General features: G+C 50.5%; 12 protein-coding genes. 7 read left to right on the top strand and 5 right to left on the bottom strand.

Features of this window, described 5'->3' with window-relative positions; translation table 11 throughout:
* Positions 1-8: 8 nt before the first annotated feature.
* From gltB to SH451x_RS21910, 6 genes are all read left to right on the top strand, one after another.
* Positions 9-4,577 carry a glutamate synthase large subunit gene (gene gltB / locus SH451x_RS21885; protein ID WP_479359287.1) on the top strand — a complete coding sequence of 1,523 codons (4,569 nt, stop codon included), beginning with the start codon at positions 9-11 and terminating at the stop codon, positions 4,575-4,577.
* Positions 4,578-4,693: 116 nt separating this feature from the next.
* The gene (locus SH451x_RS21890; protein WP_479359288.1) at positions 4,694-6,193 is read left to right on the top strand and encodes a glutamate synthase subunit beta; all 1,500 of its coding nucleotides are present in this window, start codon (positions 4,694-4,696) and stop codon (positions 6,191-6,193) included.
* Positions 6,194-6,737: 544 nt separating this feature from the next.
* Positions 6,738-7,883: a DUF1559 family PulG-like putative transporter gene (locus tag SH451x_RS21895; RefSeq protein ID WP_479359289.1), complete on the top strand. Its 1,146-nt coding sequence runs from the start codon at positions 6,738-6,740 to the stop codon at positions 7,881-7,883.
* A 55-nt stretch (positions 7,884-7,938) separates the two neighbouring features.
* Positions 7,939-8,364, top strand: coding sequence for a tetratricopeptide repeat protein (locus SH451x_RS21900; RefSeq protein WP_479359290.1), 426 nt, complete (start codon positions 7,939-7,941; stop codon positions 8,362-8,364).
* 373 nt (positions 8,365-8,737) lie between these two features.
* Positions 8,738-9,082 carry a hypothetical protein gene (locus SH451x_RS21905; RefSeq protein ID WP_479359292.1) on the top strand — a complete coding sequence of 115 codons (345 nt, stop codon included), beginning with the start codon at positions 8,738-8,740 and terminating at the stop codon, positions 9,080-9,082.
* A gap of 21 nt (positions 9,083-9,103) precedes the next feature.
* Positions 9,104-10,861 (top strand): endo-1,4-beta-xylanase, encoded by a 1,758-nt coding sequence (locus SH451x_RS21910; protein WP_479359293.1) that lies wholly within the window; start codon positions 9,104-9,106, stop codon positions 10,859-10,861.
* Between the two features lie 12 nt (positions 10,862-10,873).
* On the opposite strand, the gene serA is transcribed toward SH451x_RS21910, so the two are convergent.
* From serA to SH451x_RS21925, 3 genes are all read right to left on the bottom strand, one after another.
* Positions 10,874-12,505 (bottom strand): phosphoglycerate dehydrogenase, encoded by a 1,632-nt coding sequence (gene serA, locus SH451x_RS21915; protein ID WP_479359295.1) that lies wholly within the window; start codon positions 12,503-12,505, stop codon positions 10,874-10,876.
* A gap of 53 nt (positions 12,506-12,558) precedes the next feature.
* On the bottom strand, positions 12,559-13,665 hold the full coding sequence (serC, locus tag SH451x_RS21920; RefSeq protein ID WP_479359296.1) for a 3-phosphoserine/phosphohydroxythreonine transaminase: 1,107 nt from the start codon (positions 13,663-13,665) through the stop codon (positions 12,559-12,561).
* 277 nt (positions 13,666-13,942) lie between these two features.
* Positions 13,943-15,163, bottom strand: coding sequence for a glycoside hydrolase family 99 protein (locus SH451x_RS21925; protein WP_479359297.1), 1,221 nt, complete (start codon positions 15,161-15,163; stop codon positions 13,943-13,945).
* A gap of 80 nt (positions 15,164-15,243) precedes the next feature.
* Between SH451x_RS21925 and SH451x_RS21930 the strand changes: the two genes are divergently transcribed.
* Positions 15,244-17,109, top strand: coding sequence for a DUF885 domain-containing protein (locus tag SH451x_RS21930; RefSeq protein WP_479359298.1), 1,866 nt, complete (start codon positions 15,244-15,246; stop codon positions 17,107-17,109).
* Between the two features lies 1 nt (position 17,110).
* On the opposite strand, the gene SH451x_RS21935 is transcribed toward SH451x_RS21930, so the two are convergent.
* Both SH451x_RS21935 and SH451x_RS21940 read right to left on the bottom strand, forming a co-directional pair.
* Positions 17,111-18,028, bottom strand: a complete 918-nt coding sequence (locus SH451x_RS21935) for a hypothetical protein (RefSeq protein ID WP_479359299.1) — start codon at positions 18,026-18,028, stop codon at positions 17,111-17,113.
* Positions 18,029-18,199: 171 nt separating this feature from the next.
* Positions 18,200-18,856, bottom strand: a complete 657-nt coding sequence (locus tag SH451x_RS21940) for a helix-turn-helix domain-containing protein (protein ID WP_479359300.1) — start codon at positions 18,854-18,856, stop codon at positions 18,200-18,202.
* Positions 18,857-18,878 lie beyond the last annotated feature (22 nt).

Here is an 18,878-nt window from a genome sequence, read left to right on the forward strand (position 1 = left end):
TTCTACCCATGGCAGTGCAAACGGGATTTCCCAACAAGCAAGGTTTATATGACCCTGCACTCGAAAAAGATTCCTGCGGCGTAGGTTTCGTCGCGCATATCAAAGGGCAACCTAGCCATCAAATCGTCCTTGACGCAGACACGATTCTTCGAGCAATGGACCATCGCGGTGCCTGCGGCTGTGAATCCAATACTGGCGACGGCGCTGGGATTTTGGTAGGTTCGCCGACTGCGTTTTTCAATCGAGTTGCCAAGGATGATTTGAAAGTCAACCTCCCGTCGGACGATAGATTCGCTGCTGGAAACATATTCTTGCCGCGCGATGAAACGTCGCGTTTGCACTGCAAGAAAACACTTGAGGAGCTTGTTGTTAAGTACGGGCAAAAGGTGCTTGGTTGGCGTAAGGTCCCAGTCGATGCAGACGCCGCCGATATTGGCCCGACAGCACGTGCAGCGGAACCAGTAATTGAACAGCTATTTATTGAAGCTGCCGAAGGTATCGAAGGCGAGGCGTTCGAACGACAACTTTATCTAATCCGCAAGCGAGCTAGCCATGCGTTGCGTGGCGATGAAAAGCTTAAAGAGCGACTGCTGTTTTATATCTGTTCCTTGAGCACGAAGGTCTTAATCTACAAAGGCATGCTCACGCCAGCCCAGGTCATGCCGTACTACAAGGACTTGCAAGCTGAAGATTTCAAGACGCATTTGGCGATGGTCCACAGTCGCTTTTCAACAAATACTTTCCCTAGCTGGGATCGAGCGCAGCCACTGCGATTCATGAGCCATAACGGTGAAATCAACACGGTCCGCGGAAATGCAAACTGGATGCGTGCGCGAGAGGGAATCGCCAAGAGTGCACTTTATAACGATGACATCAAAGACTTGTTCCCTGTCGTCGAGCCGAACTGCAGTGACTCGGGTACGTTTGACAACGTACTGGAATTTCTACTGATGAATGGTCGGACATTGCAAGAAGCCGTCATGATGATGGTTCCTGAAGCATGGCAAAAGCACGAAACAATGTCGGAAGGCAAACGAGCGCTGTATGAATTCTTCAGTTGCATGATGGAGCCTTGGGACGGCCCAGCATCGATCGTGTTTACTGATGGGCATTATATCGGAGCGACACTGGACCGAAACGGGTTGCGTCCCAGTCGCTACTACGTGACCACCGATGATCGTGTGATCATGGCGAGCGAAGTGGGTGTACTTCCTGTGGATCCAGCCATCGTTAAAGAGAAGGGACGACTACAGCCTGGCCGTATGTTCCTAATCGATTTCAAAGAAGGACGATTGATTCCTGACGAAGAACTCAAGCAAGAGTTCGCTGACAAGATGCCTTATGGAAAGTGGCTTCAAGAACAACGTATTACGCTTGAAGAGCTCTCGCCTACCGATGAGCCACATGGTTTCAACCCTGATACTCTTCTGGCGAGGATGCAAGCTTTCGGTTACACCACCGAAACGATGAACTTCATGTTGTTGCCACTCGTCAAGGAGTCTCGCGATCCAATTGGATCGATGGGGAACGATTCGGCAATTGCTTGTTTGTCCGACAAGCCTCGTATGATTTACGATTACTTCAAGCAACTATTCGCTCAGGTCACTAACCCTGCGATCGATTCGATCCGCGAAGAAGTGATCATGTCGCTGGAATGTTACATTGGCCCTGAACAGAACTTGCTTGACGCCACACCAGCACATGCCCATCGACTTTTGATCCCGCATCCAATTCTAACAAACGAAGAATTGGCAGCGTTGTCACATATGACGAAGCGTGGTTGGAAGACGAAGACGATCGATATTACATTTGATCGATCCGAAAAGCACTCCGGCGTCGAAAAGACGTTGGACCGAATCTGTAGCGAAGCCGAGCAAGCGATCGCAGATGGGTACACGTTAGTCATCTTGAGTGATCGAAATGTAAGCTCCGACCGTGTTGCGCTCAGCACACTCTTAGCGACAGGAGCGGTACATCATCATCTTGTCAAAATTGCCAAACGGACACAAATTGGTTTGGTAGTGGAGACGGGTGAAGCGCGTGAAGTTCACCACCATTGCTTGTTGGTTGGGTATGGTGCCGACGCAATCAATCCATATCTGGCATTCGAAGCGCTATGGCAATCACTGCGTGATGGACTTTTAGATAACACACAGTATGACGATGAGAAAATCGTGTTAGCGTACCGCAAGGCTGTGGCCAAAGGCTTACTAAAAGTCATGGCAAAGATGGGCATTAGTACGCTTGCAAGCTATAAGGGTGCTCAGATTTTCGAAGCGCTTGGTCTGCGAGACGAAGTCATCAATCGCTGCTTTGTCGGAACGAATAGCCGAATCCAGGGCTGCGATTTTACCGTATTAGCTGAAGAGATGCTTCGACGCCACGAACTCGGCTACCCGGAAACGCCGACCGATGGCACTTTGAATTTGCCAAATATGGGCGAGTACCATTGGCGTGCTGAAGGCGAGCACCATGGCTGGGACCCGAATGCAATTTCTGATATTCAAGTTGCCGCTCGGAATGGGGACAAGAGTGCCTATCGTCGCTTTGCTGATCATATCAACAACGATGCGAAAGTTCGCTGTGCGTTGCGTGGTCTGTTTGAACTGAAGCCTGGTGTTTTCGGACCAGCGGTTTCGATTGATGAAGTGCAACCAGCCTCAGAAATCGTGAAACGCTTTTGTACAGGGGCGATGAGCCTGGGTTCGATCAGCGCCGATGCGCACGAGACATTGGCAATTGCTATGAATCGTCTAGGTGGTAAGAGCAATACCGGGGAAGGGGGGGAAGATCCTGTGCGATTTAACCCGCTGCCAAACGGTGATTCAAAGCGATCTGCTATTAAACAAATTGCGTCCGGCAGATTTGGTGTTACGATCGAATACCTGACCAACGCAGAAGAGTTACAGATCAAGATCTCTCAGGGTGCAAAACCTGGCGAGGGTGGAGAGCTTCCTGGCGGCAAAGTGGATAATTACATTGCCAAGATCCGCTATTCGACGCCAGGTGTCGGCTTGATATCCCCACCTCCGCATCACGACATCTACTCAATCGAAGACCTTGCGCAGTTGATCCATGATTTGAAAAACGCAAATCCGTCGGCTCGTGTCAGCGTTAAATTAGTCAGTGAAGTCGGCGTCGGTGTGATTGCTTCCGGTGTCGCCAAGGCACACGCGGACCATATTCTGATCAGCGGCGACACTGGAGGAACTGGGGCTTCTCCATTAACCAGTATCAAACATGCGGGACTGCCTTGGGAGTTGGGAATTGCAGAGACTCACCAAACGCTAGTTTTGAACGATTTGCGTTCGCGGGTCACTCTGCAGACAGATGGTGGTCTTAAGACAGGCCGAGATGTTGTGATCGCTGCGCTTTTGGGGGCTGAAGAGTTCGGTTTCGCCACCGCGCCGCTTATAACGCTCGGTTGCATCATGATGCGAAAATGCCATTTGAATACTTGCCCAGTTGGCATCGCGACTCAAGACCCGGAGCTCCGCAAGAAGTTCGCGGGCAAACCAGAACATGTAGTCAACTATCTGTTTATGGTTGCCGAGGACACGCGCGAGCTGATGGCCAAACTTGGATTCCGAACTATTGATGAGATGGTTGGACATTCAGAGTGCTTGGGCATCGACGCAGCTATTAAACACTGGAAGAGCGATGGTTTGGATCTAACACCAATCTTGCGTCCAGCGCACAAGCCGCACGCAGGCGTCGAAGTGCGATGCATGCAAGCTCAGGATCACGGTCTCGAACTATCGTTGGACATGAGAGAGATTTTGCCTCGCTGTCGCGAAACGATTGTATCCAAGAAGCCGATTCAGTTCGAACTTCCGATCGTCAACACCAATCGTACTGTTGGCACGATTCTCAGTCATGAGATCGCGAAAGTGCACGGGCAAGCTGGTTTGCCGACTGACACAATTCACATCAATTTTAAAGGTTCGGCTGGCCAGAGTTTAGGCGCTTTCCTTGCGCACGGGGTCACACTGGAGCTTGAAGGCGATGCGAACGATTATGTCGGCAAAGGTCTGTCTGGTGGACGCATCATTATCTATCCACCAAAGGAATCGACTTTCAAACCGGAAGACAACATCCTAGTAGGAAATGTTTGCCTGTATGGAGCGACGATGGGCGAAGCCTACTTCCGCGGGCGAGCCGCCGAGCGTTTCGCGGTGCGAAACAGCGGGGCTTACACTGTCATTGAAGGGGTAGGAGACCACGGATGCGAGTATATGACCGGTGGTCGGGTTGTCATTTTGGGCAAGACAGGTCGCAATTTCGCTGCTGGTATGAGCGGCGGCATAGCTTACGTTCTTGACAATGATGGACAACTCAACATTCGATGCAATCTTGAAACTGTGGAACTGGAAGAGGTCGTCGCTGACGAAGACATCGAAGAGCTCAAGGGGCTCGTCGAGCGTCACTTGCAGTTCACGAAGTCTAAAGTCGCGAAGGATGTATTGGACAACTGGGACACTACGCTTACGAAATTTGTAAAAGTAATGCCCACCGACTACAAACGCGTATTGGCAGAGATGAAGAAACGTGAAGCCGAGCGTTCGGTGCTGGTCTAGATCAACAAGATGTGACGCCGGTAAGACTCAACGTCAGTTGAGTCGACCGGCGTGACGTGTCAGGCTGAATTTAAAGAACAATAACAAGTACTGCATAGGTAGTGACGGGATAAGCAATGGGAAAACCGACAGGATTCAAGGAGTTCGAGCGAAAGAAGGTTGCATGGCGGTTACCTGTTGTTCGATTGGATGATTACAAGGAAATATACACCGACCCAGAAGAAGCCCATCTGCAGCAGCAGGGGGCGCGATGCATGGATTGCGGTGTTCCATTCTGTATGAGCACTACGGGATGTCCAATCGACAACTTGATACCGGAATGGAATGACTTGGTTTACAACGGACGGTGGCGTGAAGCGCTCGATCGTCTGCACTTGACCAACAACTTCCCTGAATTTACGGGTCGCGTTTGTCCTGCGCCTTGCGAAGGAGCATGCGTGTTGGGTATCACCAATCCGCCGGTTACGATCAAGAACATCGAATGTGCCATTATTGATCGCGGGTATGAAGAAGGTTGGATAGAGCCCGCTCCACCAAAGTCACGGAGCGGTAAGAAGGTCGCGATCGTCGGTTCTGGCCCGGCTGGCTTGGCCGCTGCCGACCAGCTGAATAAAGCTGGCCACCTAGTAACGGTTTACGAACGTGCAGATCGCGTCGGCGGCTTGCTTACGTACGGCATTCCCAACATGAAGCTAGACAAAGGGATTGTCGAACGTCGCGTTGACCGGATGCGTGACGAAGGCGTAACGTTTGTTACCAATGCAGACGTGGGCAAGGACATCGATTCGAAAGAATTGATTGCTGAAAACGATGCTGTCCTGCTGGCGACCGGAGCGACCCGCCCTCGAGATCTACCGATTCCTGGCAGAGAACTCAAGGGCATCCATTTTGCTATGGAGTTCTTAACGGCCAACACTGCGTCGTTGTTGGACTCCAACCACGCGGACAGCAAGTACATATCCGCAAAGGATAAAAAAGTAGTTGTCATCGGTGGTGGCGACACGGGCTGCGATTGCATTGGCACATCGCTAAGACACGGATGCACCCAGTTGGTTAACTTCGAGCTTCTTAATGAGCCGCCTGTTGAACGAGCTTCAGATAACCCATGGCCACAATGGCCTCGCATTTTCCGTACGGACTACGGTCACGAAGAAGCTCAAGAGAAATTCGGCAAGGACCCTCGCGAGTACTGCATTCTCAGTAAAGAGTTCATCGGGGACGAAAATGGCAACGTAAAAGCAATCAAGACGGTTCGCGTGGAATGGGCGCGCGAAGATGGCCGCGTTGTCATGAAGGAAGTCGCTGGTAGTGAAGAGTTGATTGAAGCCGATCTAGTTTTACTTGCCATGGGCTTCCTGGGACCTGAGCATTATGCCAGCGAGTTACTGGGCATAGAACAGGACCCTCGGTCTAACTACAAAGCAGACTATGGCAAGTTTGAGACAAACGTCGAAGGCGTATTCGCGGCTGGCGATTGCCGTCGAGGACAATCGCTAGTGGTTTGGGCGATCAACGAAGGCCGCGGAGCTGCTCGGGCTATCGACGAGTATCTGATGGGGCACAGTTGCCTTCCAGCTCCAGGCATAACTCTTGGAACAGCTCTCGCATCCAGCTAACACACTACTCCTTAGAGCTCCAAAGCGCTATCGAATCGACGTTTCGTAGCATGAAAACTAGGCAACCTCGCCTTGAGGTTGCCTAGTTTCGTTGAGTCTGGCGTGAGTCTCGTAGGCGACTTCTCCCGTTGCTTCAGCCACGAGATATTAACTTCCCGTCCCAGCTCGGCGCGTCGTTTTGAGCAGGCACGTTGTAGCGGTCCGGCAAAAACTTCCAGCTGGCGAGCTAAATTAACGCGTTCTTAATGAAAAAAGTTTTTGTGATTGCCGGCGGCCTTGTAAAGATTCAAGAATTTGTAACTGCTTGGTTTGTGCCACAAGATGTAACTTAAGCCAGTTCCGATGCCGTTAATTTCGAGCGTGGAAATACAAGGGAAAGATGATGAATCCGTTAATGTAAAGCAGGTGTAAAACTTGAAAAAATTAGCCTTGCCGCACAACCGAGAGAGGCTAACATCCGATAAGATTAATTGGCTGGCGATCAAGGCGGATCAGTTTGCTGGTTCTGAAACCATACAGTTTTAAATGGCCATAGGTGCTTGGAATGAATCGCAGAAACGCTTTTACTCTTATCGAACTCCTGGTTGTGATCGCCATTATTGGGATCCTGGCTGGATTGCTTTTGCCCGCCGTCCAAAGTGCTCGTGAATCCGCTCGACGTATTTCGTGCGTAAACAATATCCGGCAGCTCGGTTTGGCAGTTGCCGAGTACGAAGTGAACTTTAGATATATGCCGGAAGGACGTATGTCCCCGGACTACACCATGAATGGTGTGCCAGTAAATTCTAATCCAACGACTTACCCAATGACAATCGGCAAGGGTGGTTGGACAGGTTTCAGATCTGTTCATACTTTCTTGCTGCCGTTCATCGATCAACTGCCAGTCTATAACCAAATAGACTTCGAAGCTCCTACGGCGGTTCAGATGATCAATTCATCGGGAACTCCGGTCAACGTGAACTATGCGGCCTACAAGCATGCTGGCCCGTTGTTTATCTGCCCTTCGGAAATCAACGATAATCGCAAGGTTACCGAAAACAGCTACCGTTACAATTTCGGTGGTTCGACTCCTTATGGTGGCGCTGAAAACACAAACGATAATGAACAAATGCAGGCAACCATCAGCGGATTGAGCGTTCGCGGTAATGGTGCCTTCACTATCGGACAACCACTAACATCCGCTGCGTTTCTGGATGGTGTCTCAAACACAGTGTTCTTTTCCGAGCGGATGATGGGCAGTGGAGCTGACATGAGAGCTTCGCTTCCGCAACCCGGTGACGTGACAACGTTGACCAACCGATCATTTAACTTGCTTACGCCGGACGAGTTCTACCGACAATGCGAAAGCCGCCCGTTTGTAATTGATTCGTTTAATTTCAATTCGTCAGGCCGTTGGTTAGGTGGTGCTTTGTATTCAAATGGATGGCCCTTCGCCTTCTATTCAAGCACCATGTACAACCACGTTGCCCCTCCAAACTGGGAACACATCGATTGCGGTCAACGCAGTGCTATTCCCGATCGACCAGGCGAACACGCGATCATCTCTGCTCGCAGCTATCACATTGGCGGCGTTAATGCGGCCTATGGCGATGGTTCGACTCGTTTCGTCAATCAAGCGATTGACCTTGCAACTTGGCGTGCCCTCGGCTCTCGCAATGGCGGTGAAGAAACACTCTTAGCGCCGGAATAGTCAAAGATTGACCTTCAGGCGGAATTTGTTTTCAACTTATTCAAAGAGTATTCGTATGTTATGCAGATTCAGCTGCCTGTCGCTACTTTTCTGCGCCTTCGGGTGCAGTCCTTCTACTAGCATTGATGAAGATGTCGTATTCTCAACGCATCAGTGGATTGAGGTCCTCGAAACAGAAGTTACGACCGGCGATTTCGACAAGTCATCCGAGACAGTTCAGAAGATAGAAACACAGGGCTCCGTCAGTGCGCAACAGCTTTCGGACTACTTAGTGCTGAAAGCTCGGTCGCACATAGGAACTAGCCAATACGACCTGGCTGCATCCACGATCAATGAATTAGAGCGCGGAGCCGACGAGCTTTTCGTCGTACATCTGCTGCGAGGTGAACTGGCGTTAAAACAAGGCGACCAACGAACGGCAAAACAGGAATTCACCGAAGCCCGCCGCCAAAACCCGAAGTTTGTAATACCAAACATCTGATTTTGGCATTTGTCTGTGCCCATCAGACATCGTCGCCGTGCAATTCTTATATACACCCTGCGTAGAAATATGCGGGCATAGGGAGAGCGAAAAATCCCCATAAATTCACATAGAGAGTGCGTCTCGGCGACCACGAACGGCTAAAATCTACTGCGGTTGTCAGGCTGCCTGCAACGTAGCCAGCGCAAAAAGTCGTCACCAAACTGTTCCGAAAATTTCGCTCAAGCTGAGGTACGTTGTTTTGCATTCCGCAGTTTTCTCGAACCGCCCAACGAACTCAAGAGCCTACGCTCCCGCACTTGTGATGCTTGCGTGTATGATCGCAATGTTCTTGAGCGGATGTAGACGGCCGACGAACGTGAGCGTTGGTGTTATGGAAAACACGACAACTTGGTTGGCCAAACTGGAGGAAGAGGTTTCTTCTTCCGATTTTGAGAACGCAGCACGGACAGTCAAAAAGCTGGATGAAGAAGGCGCCGTTACAGCGCAAGATATAGTTCGTTACCTAGACCTTAAGGCTCAAACGGAAATCGCAACGGATCAACTAGACGCCGCGCAAGCGACAATCGGTGAACTCGAGCGAGGTGCGGACGATGATTCGGTTATCCTGGCTCTTCAAGGACGATTGGCTTTAAAGAACGGTGATGCAGCAAAAGCGAAGCAGCTTTTTTCCCAAGCGCGTAAGAAGAACCCGGCTCTTGTCCTGCCTCCTCTCTAGTCGCCACTCTCGCCCAACCTTATGACACGCTTATATAGCAAGCCCCTCCTTGCTCTTGTACTCTCCTTGGTTATTGCTCTGAATGCAACGGCCCAAACGCAAACAATCCTCAGTAGCCAAGCTGACTTCTTATGCCTATCGGATTCTCAATTTGGCAGCATAATTCAACGAAAAGAAGCTATTGAGGTTAACTGCGTTGCGCCATCGTCAGAACCCTGGCGATTGCAGATCCAGTCTCCGCCGATTGCAAAAGCCATTCGTGCTCAAGAGGTATTATGCTTGCGGTTCGACGCCGTTTGCGTCGCGCCTAAAGCGCAGGAAACTCAAGGGAAGTTATCGGTTTATTTCCAGCAGACAGATAACTACCAGTCAATGGCTGCAGCCGATTCCGCTTCCATTATTGTTCCGACTTCTAGCCGCAACACTTACTTTGCATGCGTTCGTGCAAAACAATCTTATAAATCAAACAGTTGTAATGTAACAATCCACTGCGCTGAAAATAAGCAGCATCTCGAAATCACAAACCTTAGCCTGATTTCTCTTGGAGATATCCCTGAACGGGAGTGGCCCCGGACAAAGCTTGTATACGAACCATCTGCTTCGGATCTGGAGATAGTCCAGCATGCGAAATCGCGCATCAATGCTGTGCGAAAGTCAAATTTGAAAATTCGTGTACTTAAAGCCGACGGCACACCGGTGGCAAATGCTAATGTCCAGGTTGAACAACAACGGCATAAATTTGCGTTTGGTAGCTTCACCGATGCGATGCCCCTCACGGACAGTGCTGACGCCGACAGATATCGGGCAACGATGAAACAACTTTTCAATCGCGTCACACTGCCTCGCTATTGGGCCGACTGGGGAACGGACTCGCCGAATGGAAAAGCGATGTCCGACAATATGGCTCATTGGGCGGCGTCGGAAGGCTTCGAGCTTAAAACTCACTTGTTGCTCTATCCCACGTTCATTCCGAAACGTGTTAGAGAACTGAGGGATCAACCTAAGGCCTTTCGCCGCGAAATCGATGCTGCTATCAGTGACGCCCTTGAGCGAACTTCAAAGTTTCCAATGGTGGCATGGGATGGAATTAATGAGGTTCGCGACGACAATATATTGGCCGAAGTCTTAGGCAAAAGCTTCTACACAGAACTCTTTAAAACCGCCAATGCTTCGCAGCCTTCGGCGACGTGGTTTATTAACGAGTACGGAATTTTGGCGGCAAATGACCAGCAAGATGAGAATATCGCTCAGTACGAAAACCTGATTCGTCGACTGCTGGACGAAGGAGCGGCTGTAGAAGGAATTGGAATGCAGGGCCACTTTCAAGGCAAACTTACTTCGATGTCGAAAGCTCAAGAGGTGCTTGATCGTTTCGCACAGTTTGGGCTCCCCATCGAAGTTACCGAATTCGACATTGATTCACACGATGAAGAAACGCAAGCCGCATACACGCGAGACATCCTGACGCTTGTTTTTTCGCATCCAGCAACAACCGGCTTTACTACGTGGGGCTTTTGGGAAGGCAGCATGTGGCGTCCCTCTGGAGCAATGTTTCGCAAGGATTGGACCATCAAGCCCAATGGCAAGGTCTGGGAAGAGCTAGTCTATGATGAGTGGTGGACCGACGAAACAACTTCAACCGATGCGGCTGGAGTGAGTGCCGTTAAAGCATTTCACGGAAAGCATCGAGTTACGATCCGCGTCGAAGGTAAATTTGTCGTACGCGACGTCGAGCTTGGTCCAGACGACCTTGCAATCGACGTCTACATGGACATGTAGCAGCACAATTAGCTACGCAAGCCACGCTGGTAATTCGCCGGCTTCAGGAAGTTCAATCACGAAGACCTTTTGGATCGCCTCGATCTTCAAAACTTCGTCGATCACCTTCTGCGGCGGAACACTGTCCAAGTTCAACACGCCAATCGCATGACCGCCTGGCTGATTACCCGATCGGCCAACCGACATCTGTGCGATATTAACGCCGTGGGTACCGAAGATCGTGCCAACTTGCCCAATGATCCCTGGCTTGTCCGTGTGGCTAAAGAAAAGTAGCCGTCCGTCCAGATATGCTTCCAGCCGACAGTCATCCAAAGCAATAAGCCGTGGCATGTTGTTACCAAACAAGGTCGCACCAGCGCGAAGACTCTGATCGCCGCTCTTGACTTCGACCGTCATCGAACTGCTGAATGCACCTGGCTCGCGATTCCTGCTTTCAACGAGTTCGATTCCACGCTCACGAAGCAGAAGCTCTGCATTAATAACATTGACTTCGCCTGCCAGCGCCCGCTCCAACAGTCCGGCACAAAAAGCAGCATTCAGGAGTTTTGTATCCTTACCAGCAACTTCACCTCGGTAGTGCAACGTACAGCTATCTACACTGCCACCGTTCCACTGGGCAATCAGCAAGCCAAGCCGATGCGCAACATCCAGATAGCCTCGCATCGATTCAAGTGTCTTTGGATCGAGAGCAGCAACGTTTACAGCATGACGAATCTCTCCATGCTGGAGGAAGTTCATCAGCAGTTCGATGCCCTCAATCGCTACTTGCGTCTGCGCTTCTTCAGTACTTGCGCCCAAATGCGGAGTACAAACGACGCCTGGCATGCCAAAGAGCGGACTGTTCGTGCAAGGTTCATCTTCGAAAACATCCAGGGCAACACCGCCGATTCGACCGCTCTTCAGGCCTGCGACCAGAGCGGCCTCTTCATAGATTCCCCCGCGCGCACAGTTGATCAACCTAACACCTGGTTTCAGCAGATCCAGCTCCTTCATTCCAACCAAGTACTTGGTCTCGGTGGTCAGCGGTGTATGCACTGTAAGGTAATCGACTTTCGGTAGCATCTCGGGGACCGACGGAATTCGAGTCACACCCAATTTCAGTGCCTGATCTTCGGTCAAGAAAGGATCGTAAGCGAGTACACGCATTTCGAACGCTTTGGCACGAACTGCGACTTCGCGGCCGATCCGGCCCATTCCGATGATCCCCAGAGTTTTATCCGCTAGCTGCGTTCCCATAAAGAGCTTACGGTCCCAGCTTCCGTTTACCAAGCTTTGGTTCGCCGGCGCGATTGAGCGTGATTGGGCAAGCATTAATGCAAACGCATGCTCGGCGGTACTGAGCGTGTTTCCGGCCGGAGTGTTCATGACAACAATCCCCAGTCGCGTGGCAGCGTTCTTGTCGATATTGTCTGTCCCAACACCTGCTCGCGCTATGGCGCGAAGCTTTTTGTTCCCCTGCAGCGAATCCGCTGTAATCTTTACACCGCTGCGCACGATTGCGGCGTCAAACTCATTGAGCGATTTTCGCAGGTCTTCGCCTTTGAGTCCAATTCGGACTTCGTATTCAAAGTCTGGATTTGCGTCGAGCAGATCCAAACCTTCTTTTGCGATCGGGTCTAAAACTAAAATTCGATATTTGGCCATAGCATTAACAACAGTTGTACGAGAGGTAGTCGAAAGATAAGAGGTTCCGCCAGCTAAGATTTCTTGCTCGCGAAATCTTTCATATAGGAAGCCAGCGTCTGCGCACCTTCAATAGGCATCGCATTGTAGATACTTGCACGAATTCCCCCAACGCTGCGATGCCCCTTAAGTGAATCTAACTTAAGAGCTTTCGCGCCATCCAAGAATTCTTTTTCGATCGCTTCATCTGGAAAGCGGAAGGTTACGTTCATTAGCGAACGAGAATCTTTTTGGGCGTGTGCAATGTAAAGATCGGGGTTCGCATCCAGCACATCGTATAGCAATTTGGCTTTGTGCGAATTGTGATCGAGCATCTTTGCAAGGCCACCAACGTCATTCTCAAGCCACTTTGCAACTAATCCTAACACATAAATGGCAAATGTTGGCGGAGTGTTCCACATCGAATCATTGTCCGAGTGGTTTTTGTAACGCAAATAGCCAGGCAAATCTTCGGATGCCTGTTCCATCAAATCCTTTCGAACGATTGCAACCGTGACGCCGGCCGGCCCAGCGTTCTTCTGAGCACACGCGTACACAATCCCATATTTCGCAATGTCCATCGGACGGCACATAAAATCGCTGCTGCTGTCACAAACCAGTGGAGACTTGCAAGCAGGATCGCTCAAGAACTGCACGCCTTGAATTGTTTCGTTACTGGTGATGTGAACGTACGCTAAATCGTCGTCGCACTGCATTTGGTCGACGGTCGGCAAGCGATCATAGTTCGATTCTTTTGCATCATAGATTACTTTGGTTGCCCCTTCTTTCTTGGCTTCGGCAAGAGCGTACTTGCCCCACGAACCCGTTACGACATACCCAGCAGTCTTGCCTGTATTTCGCAGCAAGTTAATCGGCACCATCGAGAACTGCAGCCGGGCGCCGCCTTGCAAGAAAAGCAAATCGTAGTCAGCGGGTACCTTCAAAAGCCGGATTAATGCCTGCTTGGCTTGCTCTTGGATGTCGATGAACGCCTTGCTGCGATGCGACACTTCCAGAATCGATGCTCCCGCACCGGGTAAGCACAGCAGATCCGATTGAACTTGTTCGAGAACCGGGAGCGGGAGGACTGCAGGGCCTGGAGAAAAATTAAAGTGTCGATCGCAGTTCTTTGTTGTTGTCATTTTTTAAACGCTTAAGCGTCGATAAGTAGCTTGGAGAGTGAGTTCGCCGAAACCGAAAAGGGCAGGGGCCGGTGCAGCCCACAGCGATTCCATTAAGCGGCTTTTTGTGCGTTGATTCTAGGTTCATCGTCCCAAACCGAAAAGGACGGCAAGAGTTCAACCAGCGGCTCCAGAAAAGAATTTCTCACTTGGGGAACATGCCGCACGGAAATCGCTCAGCCATTCAGGATGCTCCCCCCTGATCTCAGCCGGTGATTTGACTACGCAGCCGTCTTTGCTAACGCCTTGCTCCGATCCGTTGAAGTGACTTTGCGGCTGTCAAGACGTCGCCAGATGCGATATCGAGTGCAATCTGGTCTAATTCGGCTGCCATCGACTTCCCTCTCTCGGACTTGCGAAGCTCGTAAAGTTTCAGCGGCAATTCAAAGTCCGCTTCGCTATACAAGTTTTTTGCACCAGGTTGTTTTTCGAGTCTCTTTTGGAGCACTTTCAAATCTCGAAAGCCAAATTCGACGCTAGGTTCCAAAACGGTACCTTCTCCCCAGTCGTTCCAAGTCGCTAGCTGCACCAATCGTGAATTGGTCGACAAAGCCAACTCCAACGTTTTCTGAAACGTCGTCCCTTGATCGTCGGCGATATGCCCCCAGCTTGGATGAACATTTGCCTCCTTATAGATATCGACAAACCTCGGAAAAACCACGGGCATCAGCTCTTCTTGCAACTCTTTTTCAGCTTGGACCGTCGCCCCATGTTCGCGAATAAACCGCTCGGTCGCCGCCAGTCCCTCCTGAGGCACAGGCCAGTCGAAAACGCCTACCGCTGAAGTCCGCCGATGATGCTGGCTCAAATAGTAGATCGGCTTTGATTGATTCAGCAATGTCGCTTGCCACTCAGAGTCAGATAGCCCGGTCTGTCCGAATGACAATAGAACTGGCTTGCCTGCGACTTGAAGATAATTGGGTTTAGAAAACCAGTTGTCACCCAGCCACTTTATCTCGCGCGTGGCGTGATCGATTCGTCCGCTGGCATCCAAGTTACCAGCTTCGACCAATGCAGGTATCGTTTGGTCTTCATAGCAGATCGCGAACAACATCCCAAATCGCTCGACGTACGGAATCAGTCGGCTCGTGTTTTCATGGAGCAGCGCATAATCACGAAAATCCTGCAGCCCGTACCAGTCAACAATGATGCCGCGAATGCCCGCAACTTTCATTGTCAGCAAGTGAAATTCAATCACTGCCGGATCGCTCGAATCGTAGGGGCCGATCGTCGGATAGAACTTTGAGGCAATGGCACGGCGATCGTCTTCAATTTTTTCGGGATCAAAAGCATTCATGGTCCAATGCCATCCCCAGGTCTCGCTGTAAGGTTTTGCTTGGTACCATGGCATATAATGCACCAACAAAGTGCTCTGACTTTCTTGGGCAGAGCACACTGGCTGCAAACCGTTTATCTGCAGAGCAAAAAACATAAACGCGACATACCAGCAGGTACGCATGATTGAATTCCTTCCAAGGTCGACATGCGACTTATAAAACCGCATCAATCCTAAATACTCTATCGACTGCACAGTTCTAAATGAAGACGCCACGGCACCCGCTCAATTCTTCCAGCTTTTTAGTTAAATCGACGAACGAGCAATGGAAGCGTTACATCCACTTCGCATTCCAACTGCTATTCATGTTCGGGGTATGTGTCCCGCTGGGTCTTGCTCAAGATCAAGCTTCTTCCAGCACTACTTCAACCAGCCAAACCGAATTCGACCAATTGCTAGAAACCTACTGGAACTGGGAGCTTCGTGAAGATAGCTGGCTTGCGATGGAAACAGGAGAAGACATTGGCCAAGATGCGTTTCCGTCAGAAACTGTCGATGATCAACGCCGACGATTCGAATACAGACAACAGTTGCTAGTCAAACTAATGGGTGTCGATGCTAGCCGCTTATCGGCAGTCGCTCAGATCAATCATGAAGTTATGCGATTGCGGCTGCAAAGCTCAATCTCGAGCTATACCTTTGGCAGCTTCATGATGCCATTGACGGGCCGCAGCGGCTACCATCTCTCGGTTGCTGAACTCGCTAACTCAATGACGCTGAGGAACAAACAGGACTTTGAGAACTACTTGTCGCGTTTAACCGATTTCCCGCGATATAACGCGGAAATGATCAACCTCATGAGGCAAGGAATCGCGCAAGGCTATACGACGCCTGCAATTGTGCTTCGCGACATCGCTTCACAAATCGAACCACACATTGTTTCTGATCCAACGGCGAGCGAACTCTTTGCTCCTTTCCGGAAGCCCAAACCTAACAACATAGCGGACGCAGAGTGGAAGGACTTGGAGCAACGAACTGGTGAAGCAATAATCGCGCATGTTGCTCCAGCGTATCGCGAACTGCTGGATTTCGTAAAGCAAGAGTATCTGCCAGCCGCTCGGTCAAGCATTTCTGCTAGAGCGTTACCGCAAGGCCGTGAATTCTACCAAGATCAAATCCGTCACTTCACCACTCTTGATCTCTCGGCTGCCGAAATCCATCAGTTGGGACTCAACGAAGTTGCCAGAATCCGCAGTGAGATGGATGACTTAATTGCGGAGCTGAAGTTTGACGGGGATCTCGAATCTTTTGTTCGCTCGCTCCAAAGCGATGAACGTCACTTCGCCAAAACACCCGAAGAACTACTGCAGTTCGTGGCGCTGATTTTGAAGAGAATCGATGGAGCACTGCCCGCCGCCTTTGAAAAACTTCCGCGGACGCCCTATGGCCTCAAGGAGATACCAAGTTTCGTCGCACCACAAACAACAAGCGCTTACTACTGGCTGCCAGCCGCCGATGGTACGAAAGCCGGCTTCTTCTATCTGAACACTTACAACTTGCCGCAACGCCCCAAATACGAAATGGAAGCCCTTGCGTTGCATGAATCGGTACCTGGCCATCATCTCCAAATTGCTCTGCAACAGGAACTGGAGGACGTTCATCCGATCCGTCGCTTTACACTGTTCACCGCATTCGTCGAAGGTTGGGGGCTGTATGCCGAATGGCTTGGACAAGAGATTGGCATGTACAAAGATCCATACCAGGATTTTGGTCGTTTGAGCATGGAAGCATGGCGAGCATGCCGGCTGGTCGTCGACACCGGGATCCACGACATGGGATGGACGCGTCAGCAAGCGATCGACTACATGCGAGACAACACTGCGCTCAGCCAGCACAATATTGTTGCCGAAGTCGACCGCTATATTGGTTGGCCGGGCCAAGCTCTCGGTTATAAAATCGGCCAGCTTAAGATACTGGAGCTACGCACAGAGGCAGAGAAGGAGCTGGGCGGCGATTTCGACGTGCGAGGTTTTCATAACGCTGTTTTGTCCAACGGGTCCGTCCCCTTACGAACTCTCGAGAACCAAGTTCGAACGTGGATTCGCAACTCGAAGTCTGCTTCGAAGTGATCTAAGCGACCGCAGCAGCACGCTTACCTCGCTTGCGAAGGTAAATGCCGATTGCAAACGAACCTATCAAGAAAATGGATCCGGGCTCTGGCACAGCGGCGACGTTGATGAACTGCTGAATTTGCGTGGCACTGTTGCCGATGTAGCTTATGCCACTTGCAACTGGTATTTTCAAGTCATCTTGAAGTTGAAAACTGTTGATTCCGAGAAGCTTTAGTTGCCCGTTTTGCTCGACGAAAAACGGTGCGCCCGAGTCACCGCCAATTACGAGCGCTTCATTCGTCACGAAATCGGCATCAGTTTCTTCATCCAACCATAACACCAAGGTGTCGGAAAGCGAGCTTTCGAAGACTATATCTTCTGCATAGCCCGTGATGACGTTTCTTCCGAACGCTTGGTCTTGGTTCGCCGCATGTACCGTCGGAGATCTTCCCACGACAAAACCGTTTAAGCCTTGATAGATTGAAGCATCCTCGATCGTAATGTTATCACCGACGGCAGGGAGGCCGGTAAGAGTTTCCGTCGCGAAGCCAAACGGCTTGATGCTCGCGTCTACGTCCGTGTTTAGCTTGGCGACCCAGAGATCCGTTCCGCTGATGCGTTGGGATTGAATGATCGTGCGAACGACAGGAACCATTGCGGGATCGTTACCAGCGAAAAAGGAAATGTTTCCGGATGGTTGTAAGTGATCTGCAGAGACAACCACATTGGGACTGATCAAAGTCGCCCACTTGCCTCCAGAATCTTGGCCGATACCGCTAACGTCAAAACCGTTTGCGATAAACAGAGGTGAATTCGTAAAACGATCATTGACCGAAGCATCAAAGCCCGCGATCTGGATATCGCCTCTTGCCAACTTAAACGGCACAATTAACAAGACGGCCAGCAGGCCCTTTGAAATGAAACTCAGATTGATCATAGTCACCGCCGCCCCGCGTTCCGACAGATAGCTTTGGAAGTGCTAGTAGAAGCAACAGCTTAGTCTAATTCACTTCAGCCTCACTTGCCAACACAACGGCCAACCACATGACGGGAGTGGACTCAAGACTTTACACAGTTGAAGAGTTTTGTTCGGCGATATCGTACACCACTAGATTGCTTCAGCCAATTTTACTCTGCCTTCAAATGTGTCGAAGCGATCGTTGAAGGCAACCAACAGCCCCTCCTTAAAATCCATCTTGATTGCAAACTTGATAGGTCCAGACAGCGGTATTCGCATGGAATGTGCCCAGGTCTCACCCCAGATGAGTGCTCTTTGGCCAGTGCTAGCAACGACGAAACTTGCAATCTCGGAGTCATCGATTGGAAACTCTAGTGCAGAATTGAAACTCTCGAACGCTTCTCGTGCGGCAGAGATGCCAGTGTGCTCTCCAACGAATGGAAAGATCGCTGGATCACCCGAGAAGTGAACAACAACATGTGGCGAAATGAATTGAGCATTAAAGTCGATTACATTCCGATCACGCTGATACATGGAGTGAAGGAACTTCTTGGCCAGAACAAGTGGATCAACCGTTAGTTCGCACGTCGACACAGTCGCGCCCCCTTCGGTAAGCGTTTGCGAAATAATGCTGAGCGTCGATACAGCTATGTTCAGGCTAGCTTCCGCTTTGACGATGAGCCTCTCGGAAAAGCCCGCCCTACGAGCAAGTTCGCGTTGCGTCCAACCTATCTGTCTTCGCAACTGCGTTATCAGTTTGCCGTTGCAAGCTACCGAACGACTGATACAGGATTGTGCTTGAGTCATATTCTGTACTTGAAATGAATTC

The sequence above is a fragment of the Njordella aestuarii genome (genome assembly GCF_056494165.1).